This is a genomic window from Thauera linaloolentis 47Lol = DSM 12138, assembly GCF_000310205.1.
Classification (GTDB): Bacteria; Pseudomonadota; Gammaproteobacteria; order Burkholderiales; family Rhodocyclaceae; genus Thauera; species Thauera linaloolentis.
Genome location: NZ_AMXE01000082.1, coordinates 1 through 16,694 on the forward strand (window position 1 = coordinate 1; position 16,694 = coordinate 16,694).

Annotated in this window: 12 protein-coding genes and 1 tRNA gene; all 13 read right to left on the reverse strand. The window is 63.0% G+C overall.

Translation table 11 applies throughout. The features are described from left to right. Positions 1-103: 103 nt before the first annotated feature. The 13 genes from fusA to tuf all read right to left on the reverse strand — a co-directional run bounded on the left by fusA (position 104) and on the right by tuf (position 16,692). A complete protein-coding gene (fusA, locus tag C666_RS15855; protein ID WP_004343146.1) occupies positions 104-2,203 on the reverse strand; it encodes an elongation factor G in 2,100 nt (699 codons plus the stop codon). A gap of 108 nt (positions 2,204-2,311) precedes the next feature. Further along, positions 2,312-2,782, reverse strand: coding sequence for a 30S ribosomal protein S7 (gene rpsG / locus C666_RS15860; protein ID WP_004343148.1), 471 nt, complete (start codon positions 2,780-2,782; stop codon positions 2,312-2,314). Between the two features lie 33 nt (positions 2,783-2,815). Next, positions 2,816-3,193, reverse strand: a complete 378-nt coding sequence (gene rpsL / locus C666_RS15865) for a 30S ribosomal protein S12 (RefSeq protein ID WP_004258162.1) — start codon at positions 3,191-3,193, stop codon at positions 2,816-2,818. Between the two features lie 160 nt (positions 3,194-3,353). After that, positions 3,354-7,568 (reverse strand): DNA-directed RNA polymerase subunit beta', encoded by a 4,215-nt coding sequence (rpoC, locus tag C666_RS15870; RefSeq protein WP_004343151.1) that lies wholly within the window; start codon positions 7,566-7,568, stop codon positions 3,354-3,356. 89 nt (positions 7,569-7,657) lie between these two features. Beyond that, on the reverse strand, positions 7,658-11,791 hold the full coding sequence (rpoB, locus tag C666_RS15875; RefSeq protein ID WP_004343153.1) for a DNA-directed RNA polymerase subunit beta: 4,134 nt from the start codon (positions 11,789-11,791) through the stop codon (positions 7,658-7,660). Positions 11,792-11,989: 198 nt separating this feature from the next. Continuing rightward, positions 11,990-12,364: a 50S ribosomal protein L7/L12 gene (rplL, locus tag C666_RS15880; protein WP_004343155.1), complete on the reverse strand. Its 375-nt coding sequence runs from the start codon at positions 12,362-12,364 to the stop codon at positions 11,990-11,992. Between the two features lie 66 nt (positions 12,365-12,430). Further along, positions 12,431-12,934 (reverse strand): 50S ribosomal protein L10, encoded by a 504-nt coding sequence (gene rplJ / locus C666_RS15885; protein ID WP_004343157.1) that lies wholly within the window; start codon positions 12,932-12,934, stop codon positions 12,431-12,433. A gap of 259 nt (positions 12,935-13,193) precedes the next feature. Beyond that, positions 13,194-13,895 (reverse strand): 50S ribosomal protein L1, encoded by a 702-nt coding sequence (rplA, locus tag C666_RS15890; RefSeq protein ID WP_004343159.1) that lies wholly within the window; start codon positions 13,893-13,895, stop codon positions 13,194-13,196. A 2-nt stretch (positions 13,896-13,897) separates the two neighbouring features. After that, positions 13,898-14,329, reverse strand: a complete 432-nt coding sequence (rplK, locus tag C666_RS15895; protein ID WP_004343161.1) for a 50S ribosomal protein L11 — start codon at positions 14,327-14,329, stop codon at positions 13,898-13,900. Between the two features lie 131 nt (positions 14,330-14,460). Continuing rightward, entirely contained in the window at positions 14,461-14,994 is a 534-nt protein-coding gene (gene nusG, locus C666_RS15900; protein ID WP_004343163.1) for a transcription termination/antitermination protein NusG, read from the reverse strand. A 1-nt stretch (position 14,995) separates the two neighbouring features. After that, a complete protein-coding gene (secE, locus tag C666_RS15905; protein WP_004343165.1) occupies positions 14,996-15,343 on the reverse strand; it encodes a preprotein translocase subunit SecE in 348 nt (115 codons plus the stop codon). A 24-nt stretch (positions 15,344-15,367) separates the two neighbouring features. Beyond that, positions 15,368-15,443: transfer RNA gene (locus C666_RS15910), tRNA-Trp, on the reverse strand. 58 nt (positions 15,444-15,501) lie between these two features. After that, positions 15,502-16,692 carry an elongation factor Tu gene (tuf, locus tag C666_RS15915; RefSeq protein WP_004332390.1) on the reverse strand — a complete coding sequence of 397 codons (1,191 nt, stop codon included), beginning with the start codon at positions 16,690-16,692 and terminating at the stop codon, positions 15,502-15,504. Positions 16,693-16,694 lie beyond the last annotated feature (2 nt).

A 16,694-nucleotide genomic window follows, 5' to 3' on the forward strand; every position in this document is an offset into this window, starting at 1 on the left:
GCCGTGGTCAACGTGACCGATCGTACCAACGTTGACGTGCGGCTTCGTCCGCTCAAACTTACCCTTAGCCATATTCGTGGATCCTCTAGTTGTCGTTACTGAATTACTTTCGGCTGCTGATGACGGCTTCGGCGACACTCTTCGGAGCTTCGGCGTAGTGCTTGAACTCCATCGAATAGGTCGCACGGCCCTGGGTCAGCGAGCGCAACTGGGTAGCGTAGCCGAACATTTCGGCCAGCGGCACCTCTGCCTTGATTTCCTTCATGCCACCCGGAATGTCGTCCATGCCCTGAACGATGCCGCGACGGCCGGACAGATCGCCCATGACGTTGCCCATGTAATCTTCCGGCGTCTCGACCACGACGGCCATCATCGGCTCGAGCAGAACCGGGCTGGCGCGGCGCATTGCTTCCTTGAAAGCCATGGAACCGGCCATCTTGAAGGCGTTTTCGTTCGAGTCCACGTCGTGGTACGAACCGAAGTGCAGCGTAACCTTGACATCCACCACCGGGAAGCCGGCAAGGATACCGTTGTTGAGGGTTTCCTGGATGCCCTTGTCGACCGCCGGGATGTACTCGCGCGGAACCACGCCACCCTTGACCGCATCGACGAACTCGTAGCCCTTGCCTTGCTCGGCCGGCTCCAGGTTGATGACGACGTGACCATACTGACCACGACCACCCGACTGCTTGACGAACTTGCCTTCGACGTCGTTGGCTGCCTTGCGGATGGTTTCGCGATAGGCGACCTGCGGCGCACCCACGTTGGCTTCGACGTTGAACTCGCGCTTCATGCGGTCGACGATGATCTCGAGGTGCAGCTCGCCCATGCCCGAGATGATGGTCTGGCCCGATTCTTCATCGGTACGCACACGGAACGACGGATCTTCCGCAGCCAGGCGGCTGAGCGCGAGGCCCATCTTTTCCTGGTCGCTCTTGGTCTTCGGCTCGACGGCGACGTGAATCACCGGATCCGGGAAGACCATGCGCTCGAGGATGACCGGCGCCGAAACGTCGCACAGCGTCTCGCCGGTGGTCACGTCCTTCAGGCCGACCACGGCGGCGATGTCGCCCGCCAGCACTTCCTTGATTTCTTCGCGGTCGTTGGCATGCATCTGCAGCAGACGGCCGATGCGCTCCTTCTTGCCCTTGACCGAGTTCAGCACGGTCGAACCCGATTCGAGCACACCCGAATAGACGCGGATGAAGGTCAGTTGTCCGACGAACGGGTCGGTCATCAGCTTGAAGGCCAGCGCCGAGAACTTTTCTTCGTCCTTGGCGTAGCGGACGACTTCCTTCTCGTCGTCATCCACACCGGCGACCGGGGGAATATCGACGGGCGACGGCAGGTACTGGATGACGGCGTCGAGCATGCGCTGCACGCCCTTGTTCTTGAACGCGGTGCCACACAGCATCGGCTGGATCTCGCACGCCAGGGTGCGCGCCCGCAGGCCGGCAATCACCTCTTCCTCGGAAAGCTCCCCTTCCTCGAGGTACTTGTTCATCAGGTCTTCGGTGGCTTCGGCGGCCGCTTCGACCATGTTCGCGCGCCATTCTTCGGCAACGCCGACCAGCTCGGCCGGAATCTCCTGGTACTCGAACTTCATGCCCTGAGAGGCTTCGTCCCAGATGATCGCCTTCATCTTCAGCAGGTCGATGACACCGGTGAAGGTGTCTTCCGCGCCAATGGGCACGACGACCGGAACCGGGTTCGCCTTCAGGCGCGTCTTCATCTGGTCGACGACCTTGAAGAAGTTGGCACCGGAGCGGTCCATCTTGTTCACGAAGGCCAGACGCGGCACCTTGTACTTGGTCGCCTGGCGCCACACGGTTTCCGACTGCGGCTGAACACCACCGACGGCGCAGTAGACCATGCAGGCACCGTCCAGCACGCGCATCGAGCGCTCGACTTCGATAGTAAAGTCGACGTGTCCCGGGGTGTCGATGATATTGAAGCGATGCTCGGGGAAGGACTGATCCATGCCCTTCCAGAAGCAGGTCACCGCAGCCGAAGTAATGGTGATGCCGCGCTCTTGCTCCTGCGCCATCCAGTCGGTGGTCGCTGCGCCATCATGCACCTCACCGAGCTTATGGCTCACGCCGGTGTAGAAGAGGATACGCTCGGTCGTAGTCGTCTTGCCGGCGTCGATGTGAGCGGAGATACCGATATTGCGGTAGCGCTCGATAGGTGTCTTGCGAGCCACGTTTTACCTGCCTTCTGTTATGCGCGCCGTTGACGCGATCAACGAGTTTCTTGCGTTAGAAAACAATCGAGCCCTATACAGGGCCCGAGTTACCGCTACCGACGAAAATCAGAAGCGGAAGTGCGAGAACGCCTTGTTGGCTTCAGCCATGCGGTGGACTTCTTCACGCTTCTTCATGGCCGCACCGCGACCTTCGGCGGCCTCGAGCAGCTCGCCGGCAAGACGCTGGGCCATGGACTTCTCGGCGCGCTTGCGCGCGGCTTCGCGCAGCCAGCGCATCGACAGCGCCATACGGCGCGACGGACGCACTTCGACCGGCACCTGGTAGTTGGCACCACCGACGCGACGGCTCTTGACCTCGACGACCGGCTTCACGTTGCCGACGGCAGCCGCGAAGATCTCCAGCGGATCCTTGTTGGCCTTGGTGGTAATGTGATCGAACGCGCCATAGACGATGCGTTCTGCAACGGACTTCTTGCCCGACTGCATGATCACGTTGATGAACTTCGAAACATCCTGGTTACCGAACTTGGGATCCGGCAGGACTTCGCGCTTGGGTACTTCACGACGACGCGGCATGACAACCTCTCGCTAAATTTCTTTGGCCAACAATCAGGCTTTCTTCGGACGCTTCGCGCCGTACTTGGAGCGCGACTGCTTACGATCCTTGACGCCCTGCAGATCGAGGGAGCCGCGAACGATGTGGTAGCGCACACCCGGCAAGTCCTTGACACGACCGCCACGGATCAGCACCACGGAGTGCTCCTGCAGGTTGTGGCCTTCACCGCCGATGTACGAGATGACCTCGAAACCGTTGGTCAGACGAACCTTGGCGACCTTACGCAGCGCGGAGTTCGGCTTCTTCGGGGTCGTGGTATAGACACGGGTGCACACACCACGCTTCTGAGGGCAGGCTTCCAGAGCCGGAACCTTGCTCTTCGAAGCTTCCATCTGGCGCGGCTTGCGGACAAGCTGATTGATTGTTGGCATAGCTTAAGAATTTCCCAAAAAACCGAGGCAGCCCACCACGGGCCGCCTCGGACGGATGATTCCGGCTTCAACCGACCTGAACCGGTCGGCCAAAATGGATGACTACGATTGGTCAGTCCACAAAAAGAGGCCGGATTCTATTCCGAGACGACAGAAAAAGTCAACTGGCCTCGATGTCCTGCTGCGGTTCCACAACGGCTTCCATGGCGGCCCACGCATGCTCCGCACCGAGATCCAGCCCTTGTTCCTGCGCCTTGCGGCTGCGGTGATAGGCAAGACCGGTGCCCGCCGGGATCAGGCGTCCGACAATGACGTTCTCCTTCAGGCCGCGCAACTCGTCGCGCTTGCCCATGATCGCCGCTTCGGTCAGCACACGTGTCGTTTCCTGGAAGGACGCCGCGGAGATGAACGAGTCGGTCGACAGGGACGCCTTGGTGATGCCGAGCAGCACGTTTTCGTACTGAGCCGGCAACTTGCCCTCCGCTTCCATGCGATCGTTCTCGTCGAGCACTTCCGAACGTTCCACCTGCTCTTCGCGGATGAATCGGGTATCGCCCGAATCGGTGATCACGACGCGGCGCAGCATCTGGCGAACGATCACCTCGATGTGCTTGTCGTTGATCTTCACGCCCTGCAGGCGATAGACGTCCTGCACCTCGTCGATGATGTAGCGGGCCAGTTCGCTGATCCCTTGCAGGCGCAGGATGTCGTGCGGATCGGCCGGGCCGTCGACGATGAGTTCGCCCTTGTTCACCACCTGGCCATCATGGACCATCAGGTGCTTGTCCTTCGGGATCAGGAACTCGTGCGCCGTTCCGTCCGGCTCGGTGATCACCAGGCGCTGTTTGCCCTTGGTTTCCTTGCCGAACGAGACCGTGCCCGTATACTCGGCCAGCATGCCGGCATCCTTCGGCGCGCGCGCTTCGAACAGTTCCGCGACGCGCGGCAGACCACCGGTAATGTCGCGGGTCTTCGCCGATTCCTGCGGGATGCGCGCCAGGACCTCGCCGACGCCGATCTGCTGGCCGTCCTTGACCGTGATCAGCGAACCGACCTGGAACGTGATGGCCACGGCATGGTCCGTGCCGGCGATCTTCACTTCCTCGCCGTTCTCGTCCAGCAGCTTGACCTGCGGCCGCACACCCTTCGCGCTGCCGGTCGTCGAGCGGCGCTTGGAATCGATGACGACGAGGGTCGACAGGCCGGTGACCTCGTCGATCTGCTTCGCGACCGTCGCGCCTTCCTCGACGTTCTCGAACTTCACCGTACCCGAATACTCGGTGACGATGGGGCGGGTATGCGGATCCCAGGTAGCGAGTTGCACGCCCGCCTTGACGGCCGCGCCGTCGTCGACCAGCAGCATCGCACCGTAGGGGAGCTTGTGGCGCTCGCGTTCGCGGCCCATGTCGTCGGCGACGACGACCTCGGCCGAACGCGCGATGACGACCTTTTCGCCCTTCGCATTGGACACGTAGCGCATGTTGCCGGCAAAACGGATGGTGCCACCCGACTTGGCCTCGACGCCGCTCGCAGCGGCGGCTCGCGACGCGGCGCCGCCGACGTGGAAGGTCCGCATCGTCAGCTGCGTACCCGGTTCGCCGATCGACTGCGCGGCGATGACGCCCACCGCCTCGCCGGCATTGACCATCGAGCCGCGGCCGAGGTCGCGGCCATAGCATTTGGCGCACAGCCCGTAGCGGGTTTCGCAGGTCAGCGGCGTACGCACCTTGACCTCGTCCACACCAAGCCCTTCGATCAGTTCGACCGCGCTTTCGTCGAGCAGGCTGCCGGCTTCGATCACCGTTTCCTGGGTATCCGGATTGACGACGTCCTCGGCCGTGACGCGTCCCAGGATGCGTTCGCGCAGCGGCTCGACGACTTCACCGCCCTCGATCAGCGCCTTCATGGCAAAGCCGTCACGCGTGCCGCAGTCGTCCTCGATCACCACCAGATCCTGGGTGACGTCCACCAAACGGCGGGTCAGGTAGCCGGAGTTGGCGGTCTTCAGCGCGGTATCGGCCAGGCCCTTGCGCGCGCCGTGGGTCGAGATGAAGTACTGCAGGACGTTCAGGCCTTCACGGAAGTTGGTCGTGATCGGCGTCTCGATGATGGAGCCGTCCGGCTTCGCCATCAGGCCGCGCATGCCGGCCAGCTGGCGGATCTGCGCCGCGGAACCGCGGGCGCCCGAGTCGGCCATCATGTAGATCGAGTTGAACGACTCCTGGCGGACGGTCTTGCCTTCGCGGTTGACCACTTCCTCGGAGCCGAGCTGCTCCATCATCGCCTTGGCGACTTGGTCGCCGCAGCGGCCCCAGATATCCACGACCTTGTTGTAGCGCTCGCCGTCGGTCACCAGACCCGACGTGTATTGCTGCGCGATTTCCTTGACCTCGGCTTCGGCCGCACGGATCAGATCGTGCTTGGCCGTCGGCACCAGCATGTCCTTGACCGCGATCGACAGGCCGGCACGGGTCGCGAGACGGTAGCCGAACTGCATCAGCTGGTCGGCGAAGATCACCGTCGCACGCAGGCCGCAACGGCGGAAGGAAGCGTTGATCAGCTTGGAGATCTCCTTCTTCTTCAGCGGCTTGTCGATGACGCTGAACGGCAGGCCGGCCGGCAGGATTTCCGACAGGATGGCACGGCCGGCGGTGGTCTCGTAGCGGTTGATCTTCTCGATGCGCTCGCCGTTGGGGCCCAGATCGGCTTCCTTGAGGCGCACGGTGACACGCGCGTGCAGCGCGATCTGGCCGGACTCGTAGGCGCGCTTGATCTCGCCGACATCGGTGAACAGCATGCCCTCGCCCGGCACGTTCACACCTTCGCGGGTGGCGTAGTACAGGCCCAGCACGATGTCCTGCGACGGCACGATGATCGGCTCGCCGTTGGCGGGCGACAGCACGTTGTTGGAGGCCAGCATCAGGGTGCGGGCTTCCATCTGCGCCTCGAGCGACAGCGGCACGTGGACGGCCATCTGGTCGCCGTCGAAGTCGGCGTTGAAGGCGACGCAGACCAGCGGGTGCAGCTGGATCGCCTTGCCCTCGATCAGCACCGGCTCGAAAGCCTGGATGCCGAGGCGGTGCAGCGTCGGCGCGCGGTTCAGCAGCACCGGATGCTCGCGGATCACCTCTTCGAGGATGTCCCACACCACCGGCTCCTGCGACTCCACCATCTTCTTCGCCTGCTTGATGGTCGTGGCCAGCCCCATCAGTTCGAGCTTGTTGAAGATGAAGGGCTTGAACAGTTCGAGCGCCATCAGCTTGGGCAGGCCGCACTGGTGCAGCTTGAGCTGCGGGCCGACGGTGATCACCGAACGGCCGGAATAGTCGACGCGCTTGCCCAGCAGGTTCTGGCGGAAGCGGCCGCCCTTGCCCTTGATCATGTCGGCCAGCGACTTCAGCGGGCGCTTGTTGGCGCCGGTCATGGCCTTGCCGCGGCGGCCGTTGTCGAGCAGCGAGTCGACGGCTTCCTGCAGCATGCGCTTCTCGTTGCGCACGATGATGTCGGGCGCCTTCAGTTCGAGCAGGCGCTTCAGGCGGTTGTTGCGGTTGATGACGCGGCGATACAGGTCGTTCAGGTCGGAGGTGGCGAAGCGGCCACCGTCCAGCGGCACCAGCGGACGCAGATCGGGCGGCAGCACCGGCAGCACTTCCAGCACCATCCATTCGGGCTTGATGCCCGATTGCTGGAAGGCCTCGAGGACCTTCAGGCGCTTGGAGAACTTCTTGATCTTGGCTTCGGAATTGGTGGTCTCGAGGTCACCGCGCAGCTTCTCGACTTCCAGCGTCACGTCGAGCGTGCGCAGCAGCTCGCGAATGCCTTCGGCGCCCATCACGGCGTCGAAATCATCGCCATATTCCTCGACCTTGGCGAGGTAGTCGTCCTCGGTCAGCAACTGGCCGCGGTTGAGCGGGGTCATGCCCGGCTCGACGACGACGAAGGCTTCGAAGTACAGCACGCGCTCGATGTCGCGCAGCGTCATGTCGAGCACCATGCCGAGGCGGCTCGGCAGGCTCTTCAGGAACCAGATGTGGGCGACCGGCGAGGCCAGTTCGATGTGGCCCATGCGTTCGCGGCGCACTTTCGACAGCGTCACTTCGACGCCGCACTTCTCGCAGATCACGCCGCGGTGCTTGAGGCGCTTGTACTTGCCGCACAGGCACTCGTAGTCCTTCACCGGGCCGAAGATCTTGGCGCAGAACAGGCCATCGCGCTCGGGCTTGAAGGTGCGGTAGTTGATGGTTTCCGGCTTCTTTACTTCGCCGTAGGACCAGGTGCGGATCTTGTCGGGCGAGGCGAGCCCGATGGTGATCGCGTCGAACTCTTCCTCGTTCGGCAGGGTTTGCTTGAACAGGTCAGCGAGCAGGCTTTTCATGTATCACTCCATCCAGGCCGCCGCATCGTGTGCGGCGGCCCCGGGGTTCAATCGTTCGCAGGCGGGTTACAGGGAAGGAATCGAGCAGCTCACCCGCGATCGAGATCGATGTCGATCGCGAGCGAACGGATTTCCTTCACCAGCACGTTGAAGGACTCCGGCATGCCGGAATCGATCTTGTGCTCGCCCTTGACGATGTTTTCGTACACCTTGGTCCGGCCGGTCACGTCATCTGACTTGACCGTCAGCATCTCCTGCAGCGTGTAGGCCGCGCCGTAGGCTTCCAGCGCCCACACTTCCATTTCACCGAAGCGCTGGCCACCGAATTGCGCCTTGCCGCCCAGCGGCTGCTGGGTGACGAGCGAGTACGGACCGGTGGAACGGGCGTGCATCTTGTCATCGACGAGGTGGTGCAGCTTCAGCACGTGCTTGTAGCCCACGGTCACCTTGCGCTCGAAGGCTTCCCCGGTGCGACCGTCGAACAGCGTCACCTGACCGCCGACCGGCAGGCCGGCGAGTTCGAGCATCTGCTCGATCTCGGCCTCCTTGGCACCGTCGAACACCGGCGTCGCGAAAGGCACGCCCTTCTTCAGGTTGCCTGCGAGATCGAACACCTCGTCTTCGCTCAGCCCCGTGATGTCTTCCGATTTGCCGCTGCGGTTGTAGATCTGGTCCATGAAGCCGCGCAGTTCGTCCGCCGAAGCCTTCGCCTGCAGCATCTTGTCGATCTGCTGGCCCAGGCCCTTGGCCGCCCAGCCGAGGTGGGTCTCGAGGATCTGGCCGATGTTCATCCGCGACGGAACGCCCAGCGGGTTCAGCACGATGTCGAGCGGCGTGCCGTCTTCCATGTAGGGCATGTCCTCGACCGGGACGATCTTCGACACCACGCCCTTGTTGCCGTGGCGGCCGGCCATCTTGTCGCCCGGCTGCAGGCGGCGCTTCACCGCCAGGTAGACCTTGACCATCTTCTGCACACCCGGCGGCAGTTCGTCGCCCTGGGTGAGCTTCTTCTTCTTGATCTCGAAGGCCTGATCGAAGTCCTTGCGGGTATTTTCGAGGCCCTCGCGCACGGCTTCGAGCTGCGTCGCCAGCGTCTCGTCGGCAAGACGGATGTCGAACCAGTGATAGAACTCGAGCGAATCGAGATACTCCTCGCTCAGTTCGGCGCCCTTGGCGAGCTTCTTCGGGCCGCCATTGGCCTTCTGGCCCAGGATCATGCGCTTGATACGGGCGAACGCGTCGCGTTCGACGATGCGCATCTGATCGGCCAGGTCAGTCTTGAAGCTGCGCAACTGGTCGTCGATGATCGACTGCGCGCGCTTGTCGCGCTCGATGCCTTCGCGGGTGAACACCTGCACGTCGATGACGGTGCCAACCATGCCGGAGGGCACACGCAGCGAAGTGTCCTTCACGTCCGAGGCCTTCTCGCCAAAGATCGCGCGCAGCAGCTTTTCTTCCGGCGTCAGCTGGGTTTCGCCCTTCGGCGTCACCTTGCCCACCAGCACGTCGCCGGCTTCGACTTCGGCACCGATGTAGACGATGCCCGATTCGTCCAGGCGCGACAGTTGCGCTTCACCCAGCGACGCGATGTCGCGGGTGATTTCCTCGGGTCCGAGCTTGGTGTCGCGGGCAACGACGGTCAGTTCCTCGACGTGGATCGAGGTGAAACGGTCGTCGGCGACCACGCGTTCGGAGATCAGGATCGAGTCTTCGAAGTTGTAGCCGTTCCACGGCATGAAGCCGACCAGCATGTTCTGGCCCAGTGCGAGCTCGCCGAGGTCGGTCGAGGCGCCATCGGCCACGACGTCGCCCTTGGCGATGCGGTCGCCCACCTTCACCACCGGACGCTGGTTGATGTTGGTGTTCTGGTTCGAACGGGTGTACTTGATCATGTTGTAGATGTCGACGCCGACCTCGCCCGCGAGGGTCTCATCGTCGTTCACCCGCACCACGATACGGTTTGCATCCACGTAGTCGACGATGCCGCCGCGCGTGGCCTGCACCGCGGTGCCGGAGTCGACCGCCACGCGGCGCTCGATGCCGGTACCGACCAGCGGCTTTTCCGGACGCAGGCAGGGTACCGCCTGGCGCTGCATGTTGGCGCCCATCAGCGCACGGTTGGCGTCGTCGTGCTCGAGGAACGGAATCAGCGACGCCGCCACCGACACGATCTGGCCCGGCGCGACGTCCATGTACTGGACCATGTCCGAGGTCGCCAGCAGAAACTCGCCCTTATGGCGGCAGGACACGAGATCGCCCGCGAGCATGCCGGCGGCGTCGATCTCCGCATTCGCCTGGGCGATCACGTACTGGCCTTCCTCGATAGCGGAGAGGAAGTCGATCTGGTTGCTGACCTTCCCGTCGATCACCTTGCGGTACGGGGTCTCGAGGAAGCCGTGGCGGTTGGTGCGCGCATACACGGCCAGCGAGTTGATCAGGCCGATGTTCGGGCCTTCCGGCGTTTCGATCGGGCACACGCGGCCATAGTGGGTCGGGTGCACGTCACGTACTTCGAAGCCGGCACGCTCGCGCGTCAGGCCGCCCGGGCCCAGCGCCGAGACGCGGCGCTTGTGCGTGATCTCGGACAGCGGGTTGGTCTGGTCCATGAACTGCGACAACTGGCTGGAGCCGAAGAACTCCTTGATCGCGGCCGAGATCGGCTTGGCGTTGATCAGATCGTGCGGCATCAGGTTGTCGGACTCGGCCTGCGACAGGCGCTCCTTGACTGCGCGCTCGACACGCACCAGACCGGCGCGGAACTGGTTCTCCGCCAGCTCGCCCACCGACCGCACGCGGCGGTTGCCGAGGTGGTCGATGTCATCGATCTCGCCACGGCCGTTGCGCAGTTCGACGAGCACGCCGATGACGGCCAGGATGTCTTCGTTGACCAGGACCCCCGGGCCGTCCTCGCCCTGGGCGCCAACGCGCTCGTAGAAGCGCTTGAGCCAGCCCGGCGCCTTGTCGTCGATCTTCTCGGGATAGGCGCGGCGGTTGAACTTCATGCGGCCGACCGAAGACAAGTCGTAGCGCTCCTCGGCATAGAACAGGCCGTTGAACAGGCCTTCCACCGCATCCTCGGTGGGCGGCTCGCCCGGGCGCATCATACGGTAGATCGCGACCTTGGCTGCCCACTGGTCGGTGGTCTCGTCGATGCGCAGGGTCTGCGAGATGTAGCCACCGCGGTCGAGATCGTTGATGTACAGGGTACGCAGCTCGGTCACGCCCGCAGTGCGCAGCTTGTCCAGCAGGTCTTCGGTCAGCTCGTCGTTGGCGCGCGCCAGCACTTCGCCGGTCTCGGGATCGGCGATGTCGTTGGCGATCACACGGCCGAGCACGAACTCGTCCGGCACGCCGATGGTCTTGACGCCGGCCTGGTCGATTTCGCGGATGTGCTTGGACGTGATGCGCTTGTCGCGCGCGACGATGATCTTGCCGTCGGGGGTGACGATGTCGAAGCGCGCCACTTCGCCGCGCAGGCGGTCGGGCACCAGCTCGAACTGCGCGCCTTCGCCCTGCAGGTGGAAATTGTCGAAATCGTGGAAGGTTGCCAGGATCTCTTCCGGGCTCATGCCGATGGCACGCAGCAGGATCGTCACCGGCATCTTGCGGCGGCGGTCGACGCGGAAGTAGAGATAGTCCTTCGGGTCGAACTCGAAATCGAGCCACGAACCGCGATAGGGAATGATGCGGGCCGAGAACAGCAGCTTGCCCGAGGAGTGGGTCTTGCCGCGGTCGTGCTCGAAGAAGACACCGGGCGAACGGTGCAGCTGCGAGACGATGACGCGCTCGGTGCCGTTGATGACGAAGGAGCCGGTGGTGGTCATGAGCGGGATTTCGCCCATGTAGACCTCCTGCTCCTTGACTTCCTTGATGGTCTCCTTGGGCGCTTCGCGGTCCATGATGACCAGGCGCACACGTGCGCGCAGCGGGGAGGCGAAGGTGAGACCGCGCTGCTGGCACTCCTTCACGTCGAAGGCAGGCTCACCCAGCATGTACTGGACGAATTCGAGACGCGCGTTGCCGCTGTGGCTCGAGATCGGAAAGATCGAGGTGAAGGCCGCCTGCAAGCCCTGGTTGCGCCTTGCCTCCGGCAGGGTTTCGGCCTGCAGGAACTCGGCAAACGACTCGATCTGGGTGGCGAGCAGGAAAGGCGCATCGAGCACGGCCGCGCGCTTGGCGAAGCTCTTGCGGATACGTTTCTTTTCGGTGTAGGAATACGCCATGGATGCTCCGGCTAGAGGGCTGACATCTAAAAGACAGAACACAGCGTCCGCTTGACTCCAGGCCGGCAACCGGCCCGCAAACGCTCTGCTCTGGCTTCGCTTGCTGCTCGCGTCCCGCATTCGGTCCCGCAAGCTTCGATACAAAGCACGAAAGGGCTGGCACTCCGAAGAGTGCCAGCCCCGCTGGAAAGCCGAATGTTACTTGATTTCGACCTTGGCGCCAGCGTCTTCCAATTGCTTCTTCAGCGCTTCGGCGTCGGCCTTCGAAGCGCCTTCCTTCACGGTCTTCGGCGCGCCGTCGACCAGGTCCTTCGCTTCCTTCAGGCCCAGGCCGGTAGCGGCGCGGACGACCTTGATGACCTCGACCTTCTTGTCGCCGGTCGCGGTCAGCACGACGTCGAACTCGGTCTTCTCTTCCACGGCAGCGGCAGCGGCGCCGGCGCCCGGGGCAGCCACGGCCATCGCGGCAGCGGACACGCCGAACTTCTCTTCGAACGCCTTGACCAGGTCGTTCAGTTCCATAACGGTCATCGCGCCAACGGCTTCGAGGATGTCTTCTTTGGTGATTGCCATTTCAAAAAACTCCAGAATCGAAAATATTCAGTATGCTTGTGCGAACGGGGAGAAGCGCTGCGGCCTTCAGGCGGCGGCAGCTTCTTCTTCGCGCTTCTTGGCGAGAGCGGCCATGGCGCAGGCGAAGCCGGACACCGGCGCCTGCATGACGCCCAGCAGGGTCGACAGCAGCTCTTCGCGGCTCGGGATCGACGCGAGCGCTTGCACGCTGGCCTTGTCGAGCGTATTGCCCGCATAGGAACCAGCCTTCAGCACCAGCTTGTCATTGCCCTTGGCGAAATCGTTCAGCACCTTGGCAGCCGCGACCGGATCGGTCGAGATACCATAGATCAACGGACCGGTCAGTTGATCGGACAGCCCCTCGAAAGGGGTACCGGCGATCGCACGACGGACCAGGGTGTTCTTCAGCACGCGCAGGTACACGCCAGCTTCGCGAGCCTTGGCACGCAGCACGGTGAGATCGCTCACCTCGACGCCGCGATACTCGGCCACCGCGATCGTCTGGGCATTGGCCACCTGTGCCGACACCTCAGCCACTACGGCTTTCTTGTCATCAAGATTGAGACCCACAGGCCTTTCCTCCTTTTCAAGTCAACACGCGAACCGGAAAGAAACGGTTCGCACCCACGGCGACCTGGATCAGGAGCGCGGCTGCTTCGCAGCCAGAATCCTGTTCTGGGCACACCATCTGCGCAGGCCGTCCGGAGACAATTAAACGGTCGGATCAGAAATCCTTCCGCACCTGCGGTCTTTGACGATCCGTGCCAAAACACACGCCCGGCACGGCCCAAAGTTCTATTGCTGCCGCCTGCGGACAGGCGGCATGCCATCAAGAAACGGCATTGACGCTGCTCGGCTCGACGCGGACGCCCGCACCCATGGTGCTGGAAACGGCGATGCGGCGCAGGTAGACGCCCTTGGCGGCAGCCGGCTTGGCCTTGACCAGCGCATCGACGAAGGCGGACAGGTTCTGCTGCAGCGCTTCGACGCCGAAGGAAGCACGGCCGATGGTGGCATGCACCAGGCCAGCCTTGTCGGTGCGGTACTGCACCTGACCGGCCTTGGCATTCTTCACCGCCGTGGCGACGTCCATGGTGACGGTGCCGACCTTCGGGTTCGGCATCAGGCCGCGCGGGCCGAGGATCTGGCCCAGTTGCCCGACGACGCGCATGGCGTCCGGCGTGGCGATGCAGACATCGAAATCCAGCTTGCCGGCCTTGACCTGCTCGGCGAGATCATCGAAACCGACGACTTCGGCGCCTGCAGCGCGGGCGGCTTCAGCCTTGTCGCCCTGCGCGAACACGGCCACGCGAACGCTCTTGCCGGTACCGGCGGGCAGCACGACCGAACCACGCACGACCTGGTCGGACTTGCGCGCATCGACGCCGAGATTGACGGCGATGTCGATCGATTCATCGAATTTGGCTGTCGCGCATTCCTTGACCAGCGCCAGGGCTTCCGCCACCGGGTAGGCCTGGTTGCGATCGACCTTGGCGCGCAGCGCCTGAACTCGCTTGGAAAGTTTTGCCATGATTACAGGCCCTCCACGGTGATGCCCATGCTGCGGGCGGAACCGGCGATCGTACGCACGGCGGCCTCCAGATCGGCAGCGGTGAGGTCAGGTTGCTTGGTCTTGGCGATTTCCTCGACCTGGGCGCGGGTGATCGAACCGACCTTGTCGCTATGGGGCTTGGCGGAGCCCTTCTGCAGGCCGGCAGCCTTCTTGATCAGCACGGTCGCCGGCGGCGTCTTCATGATGAAGGTGAAGGACTTGTCGGCAAACGCGGTGATCACCACCGGAATCGGCAAGCCCGGCTCGAGACCCTGGGTCTTGGCGTTGAAGGCCTTGCAGAATTCCATGATGTTCAGGCCGCGCTGACCCAGCGCCGGACCGATCGGGGGGCTGGGGTTGGCCTTGCCGGCCGGCACCTGCAGCTTGATGTAGCCAATGATTTTCTTTGCCATTGCGGCTTGCTCCTATGATGAGTGCTAACGCGTCGGAAGCTCCGGCGCTCCTCGCTTAGCTGCCGCCCACGAAACCGGCCAAGGCCGTCGTGAACGGGCTACGGCAGGCCGATCGGCCTGCCGCCCTGCACTCAGGTTTTTTCGACCTGGGTGAAATCCAGTTCAACCGGCGTTGCGCGACCAAAAATGGTGACGGAAACGCGCAGCTTGCTTTTCTCGTAGTTCGCATCCTCGACCGAGCCATGGAAGTCGGTGAAAGGACCTTCCTTGACACGAACCACCTCGCCGATCTCGAACAGCACCTTCGGACGCGGCTTGTCGACGCCGTCCTGCATCTGCTGCATGATCTTCTCGACTTCCTTGTCGGAAATCGGCGCGGGCTTGTTCGCCGTACCGCCGACGAAACCGGTCACTTTCGGCGTCGACTTCACCAAGTGCCAGCTCTCGTCGTTCATTTCCATCTCGACGAGGACATAGCCCGGGAAGAACTTGCGTTCGGTGATGCTCTTCTGACCGCCTTTCATTTCGACGACCTCTTCGACCGGAACCAGTATCTGGCCGAAGAAATCCTGCATGCCCGCACGGCTGACGCGCTCGATGAGCGCCCGCTGCACCGACTTCTCGAAGCCGGAATAGGCATGAACCACGTACCAACGCTTCGTCATATCACTTCCAACCCAGAACGAGATCGTACAGAACCCACTCCAGGCTCTTGTCGGTCAGCCACAGGAAAATCGCCATCACGACCACGAAGGCGAACACCAGACCTGTCGTCTGCATTGTTTCCTTGCGGCTCGGCCAGACGACCTTCTTCGTTTCTGTGATCGCTTCGCGCGCAAACTCCACGAATCGGCGGCCCGGCGCGGAGAACCACGCGACGGCGACGCCGGCAGCCACGCCTACAAGGACGGACAGCACGCGCAACACGAGCGGCTGCTCGGAAAGCAGATAGAAGCCGACAACACCAGCAGCTAGCAAAGCCAGAGCCAGCGCGAACTTCAACTTATCGGCCATTGCGAAAAACCACCCGGAAAATTATGGCAGGGGCAGAGGGAATCGAACCCCCAACCTTCGGTTTTGGAGACCGACGCTCTGCCAGTTGAGCTATACCCCTGCAGCAGAGACTACAAAGCGCATCCGCCAGAATGCGCTTTTACATCGATCAGCGAGAATTACTCGATGATCTTGGCAACGACGCCGGCACCGACGGTACGGCCACCTTCGCGGATCGCGAAACGCAGACCTTCTTCCATCGCGATCGGCGCGATCAGCTTCACCGTGATCGACACGTTGTCGCCCGGCATCACCATCTCCGTGCCTTCCGGCAGCTCGATCGAGCCCGTCACGTCCGTGGTACGGAAATAGAACTGCGGACGGTAGTTGTTGAAGAACGGCGTGTGACGACCGCCCTCTTCCTTCGACAGCACATACACTTCACCCGTGAAGTGCGTGTGCGGCGTGATCGAACCCGGCTTGGCCAGAACCTGGCCACGCTCGACGTCTTCACGCTTGGTGCCGCGCAGCAGCACACCCACGTTGTCGCCCGCTTGACCTTGGTCCAGCAGCTTGCGGAACATTTCCACGCCCGTGCAGATGGTCTTGACCGTCGCCTTGATACCGACGATCTCGATTTCCTCGCCAACCTTGACGACCCCGCGCTCGACACGGCCCGTCACCACGGTGCCGCGGCCCGAGATCGAGAACACGTCTTCGATCGGCAGCAGGAACGGACGGTCGATCGCACGCTCCGGCGTCGGAATGTAGCTGTCCAGCGCTTCGGCCAGGCGGAAGATCGCCGGCTCGCCGATGTCGGACTGATCGCCTTCCAGCGCCTTCAGCGCCGAACCCTTGATGATCGGCACGTCGTCGCCCGGGAAGTCGTACTTCGACAGCAGCTCGCGCACTTCCATCTCGACCAGCTCGAGCAGCTCTTCGTCGTCGACCATGTCGCACTTGTTCAGGAAGACGATGATGTACGGCACGCCCACCTGGCGCGCCAGCAGGATGTGCTCGCGCGTCTGCGGCATCGGGCCGTCAGCAGCCGAGCACACCAGGATCGCGCCGTCCATCTGCGCCGCACCGGTAATCATGTTCTTCACATAGTCCGCGTGACCCGGGCAGTCAACGTGCGCGTAGTGGCGCGACTCCGTCTCGTACTCCACGTGCGCCGTGTTGATCGTGATCCCGCGCGCCTTCTCTTCCGGCGCCGCGTCGATCTGGTCGTACGCCTTCGCCTCGCCACCGAACTTCTTCGTCAGCACCGTCGTAATCGCGGCCGTCAGCGTGGTCTTGCCGTGGTCAACGTGACCGATCGTACCAACGTTGACGTGCGGCTTCGTCCGCTCAAACTTACCCTTAGCCATAT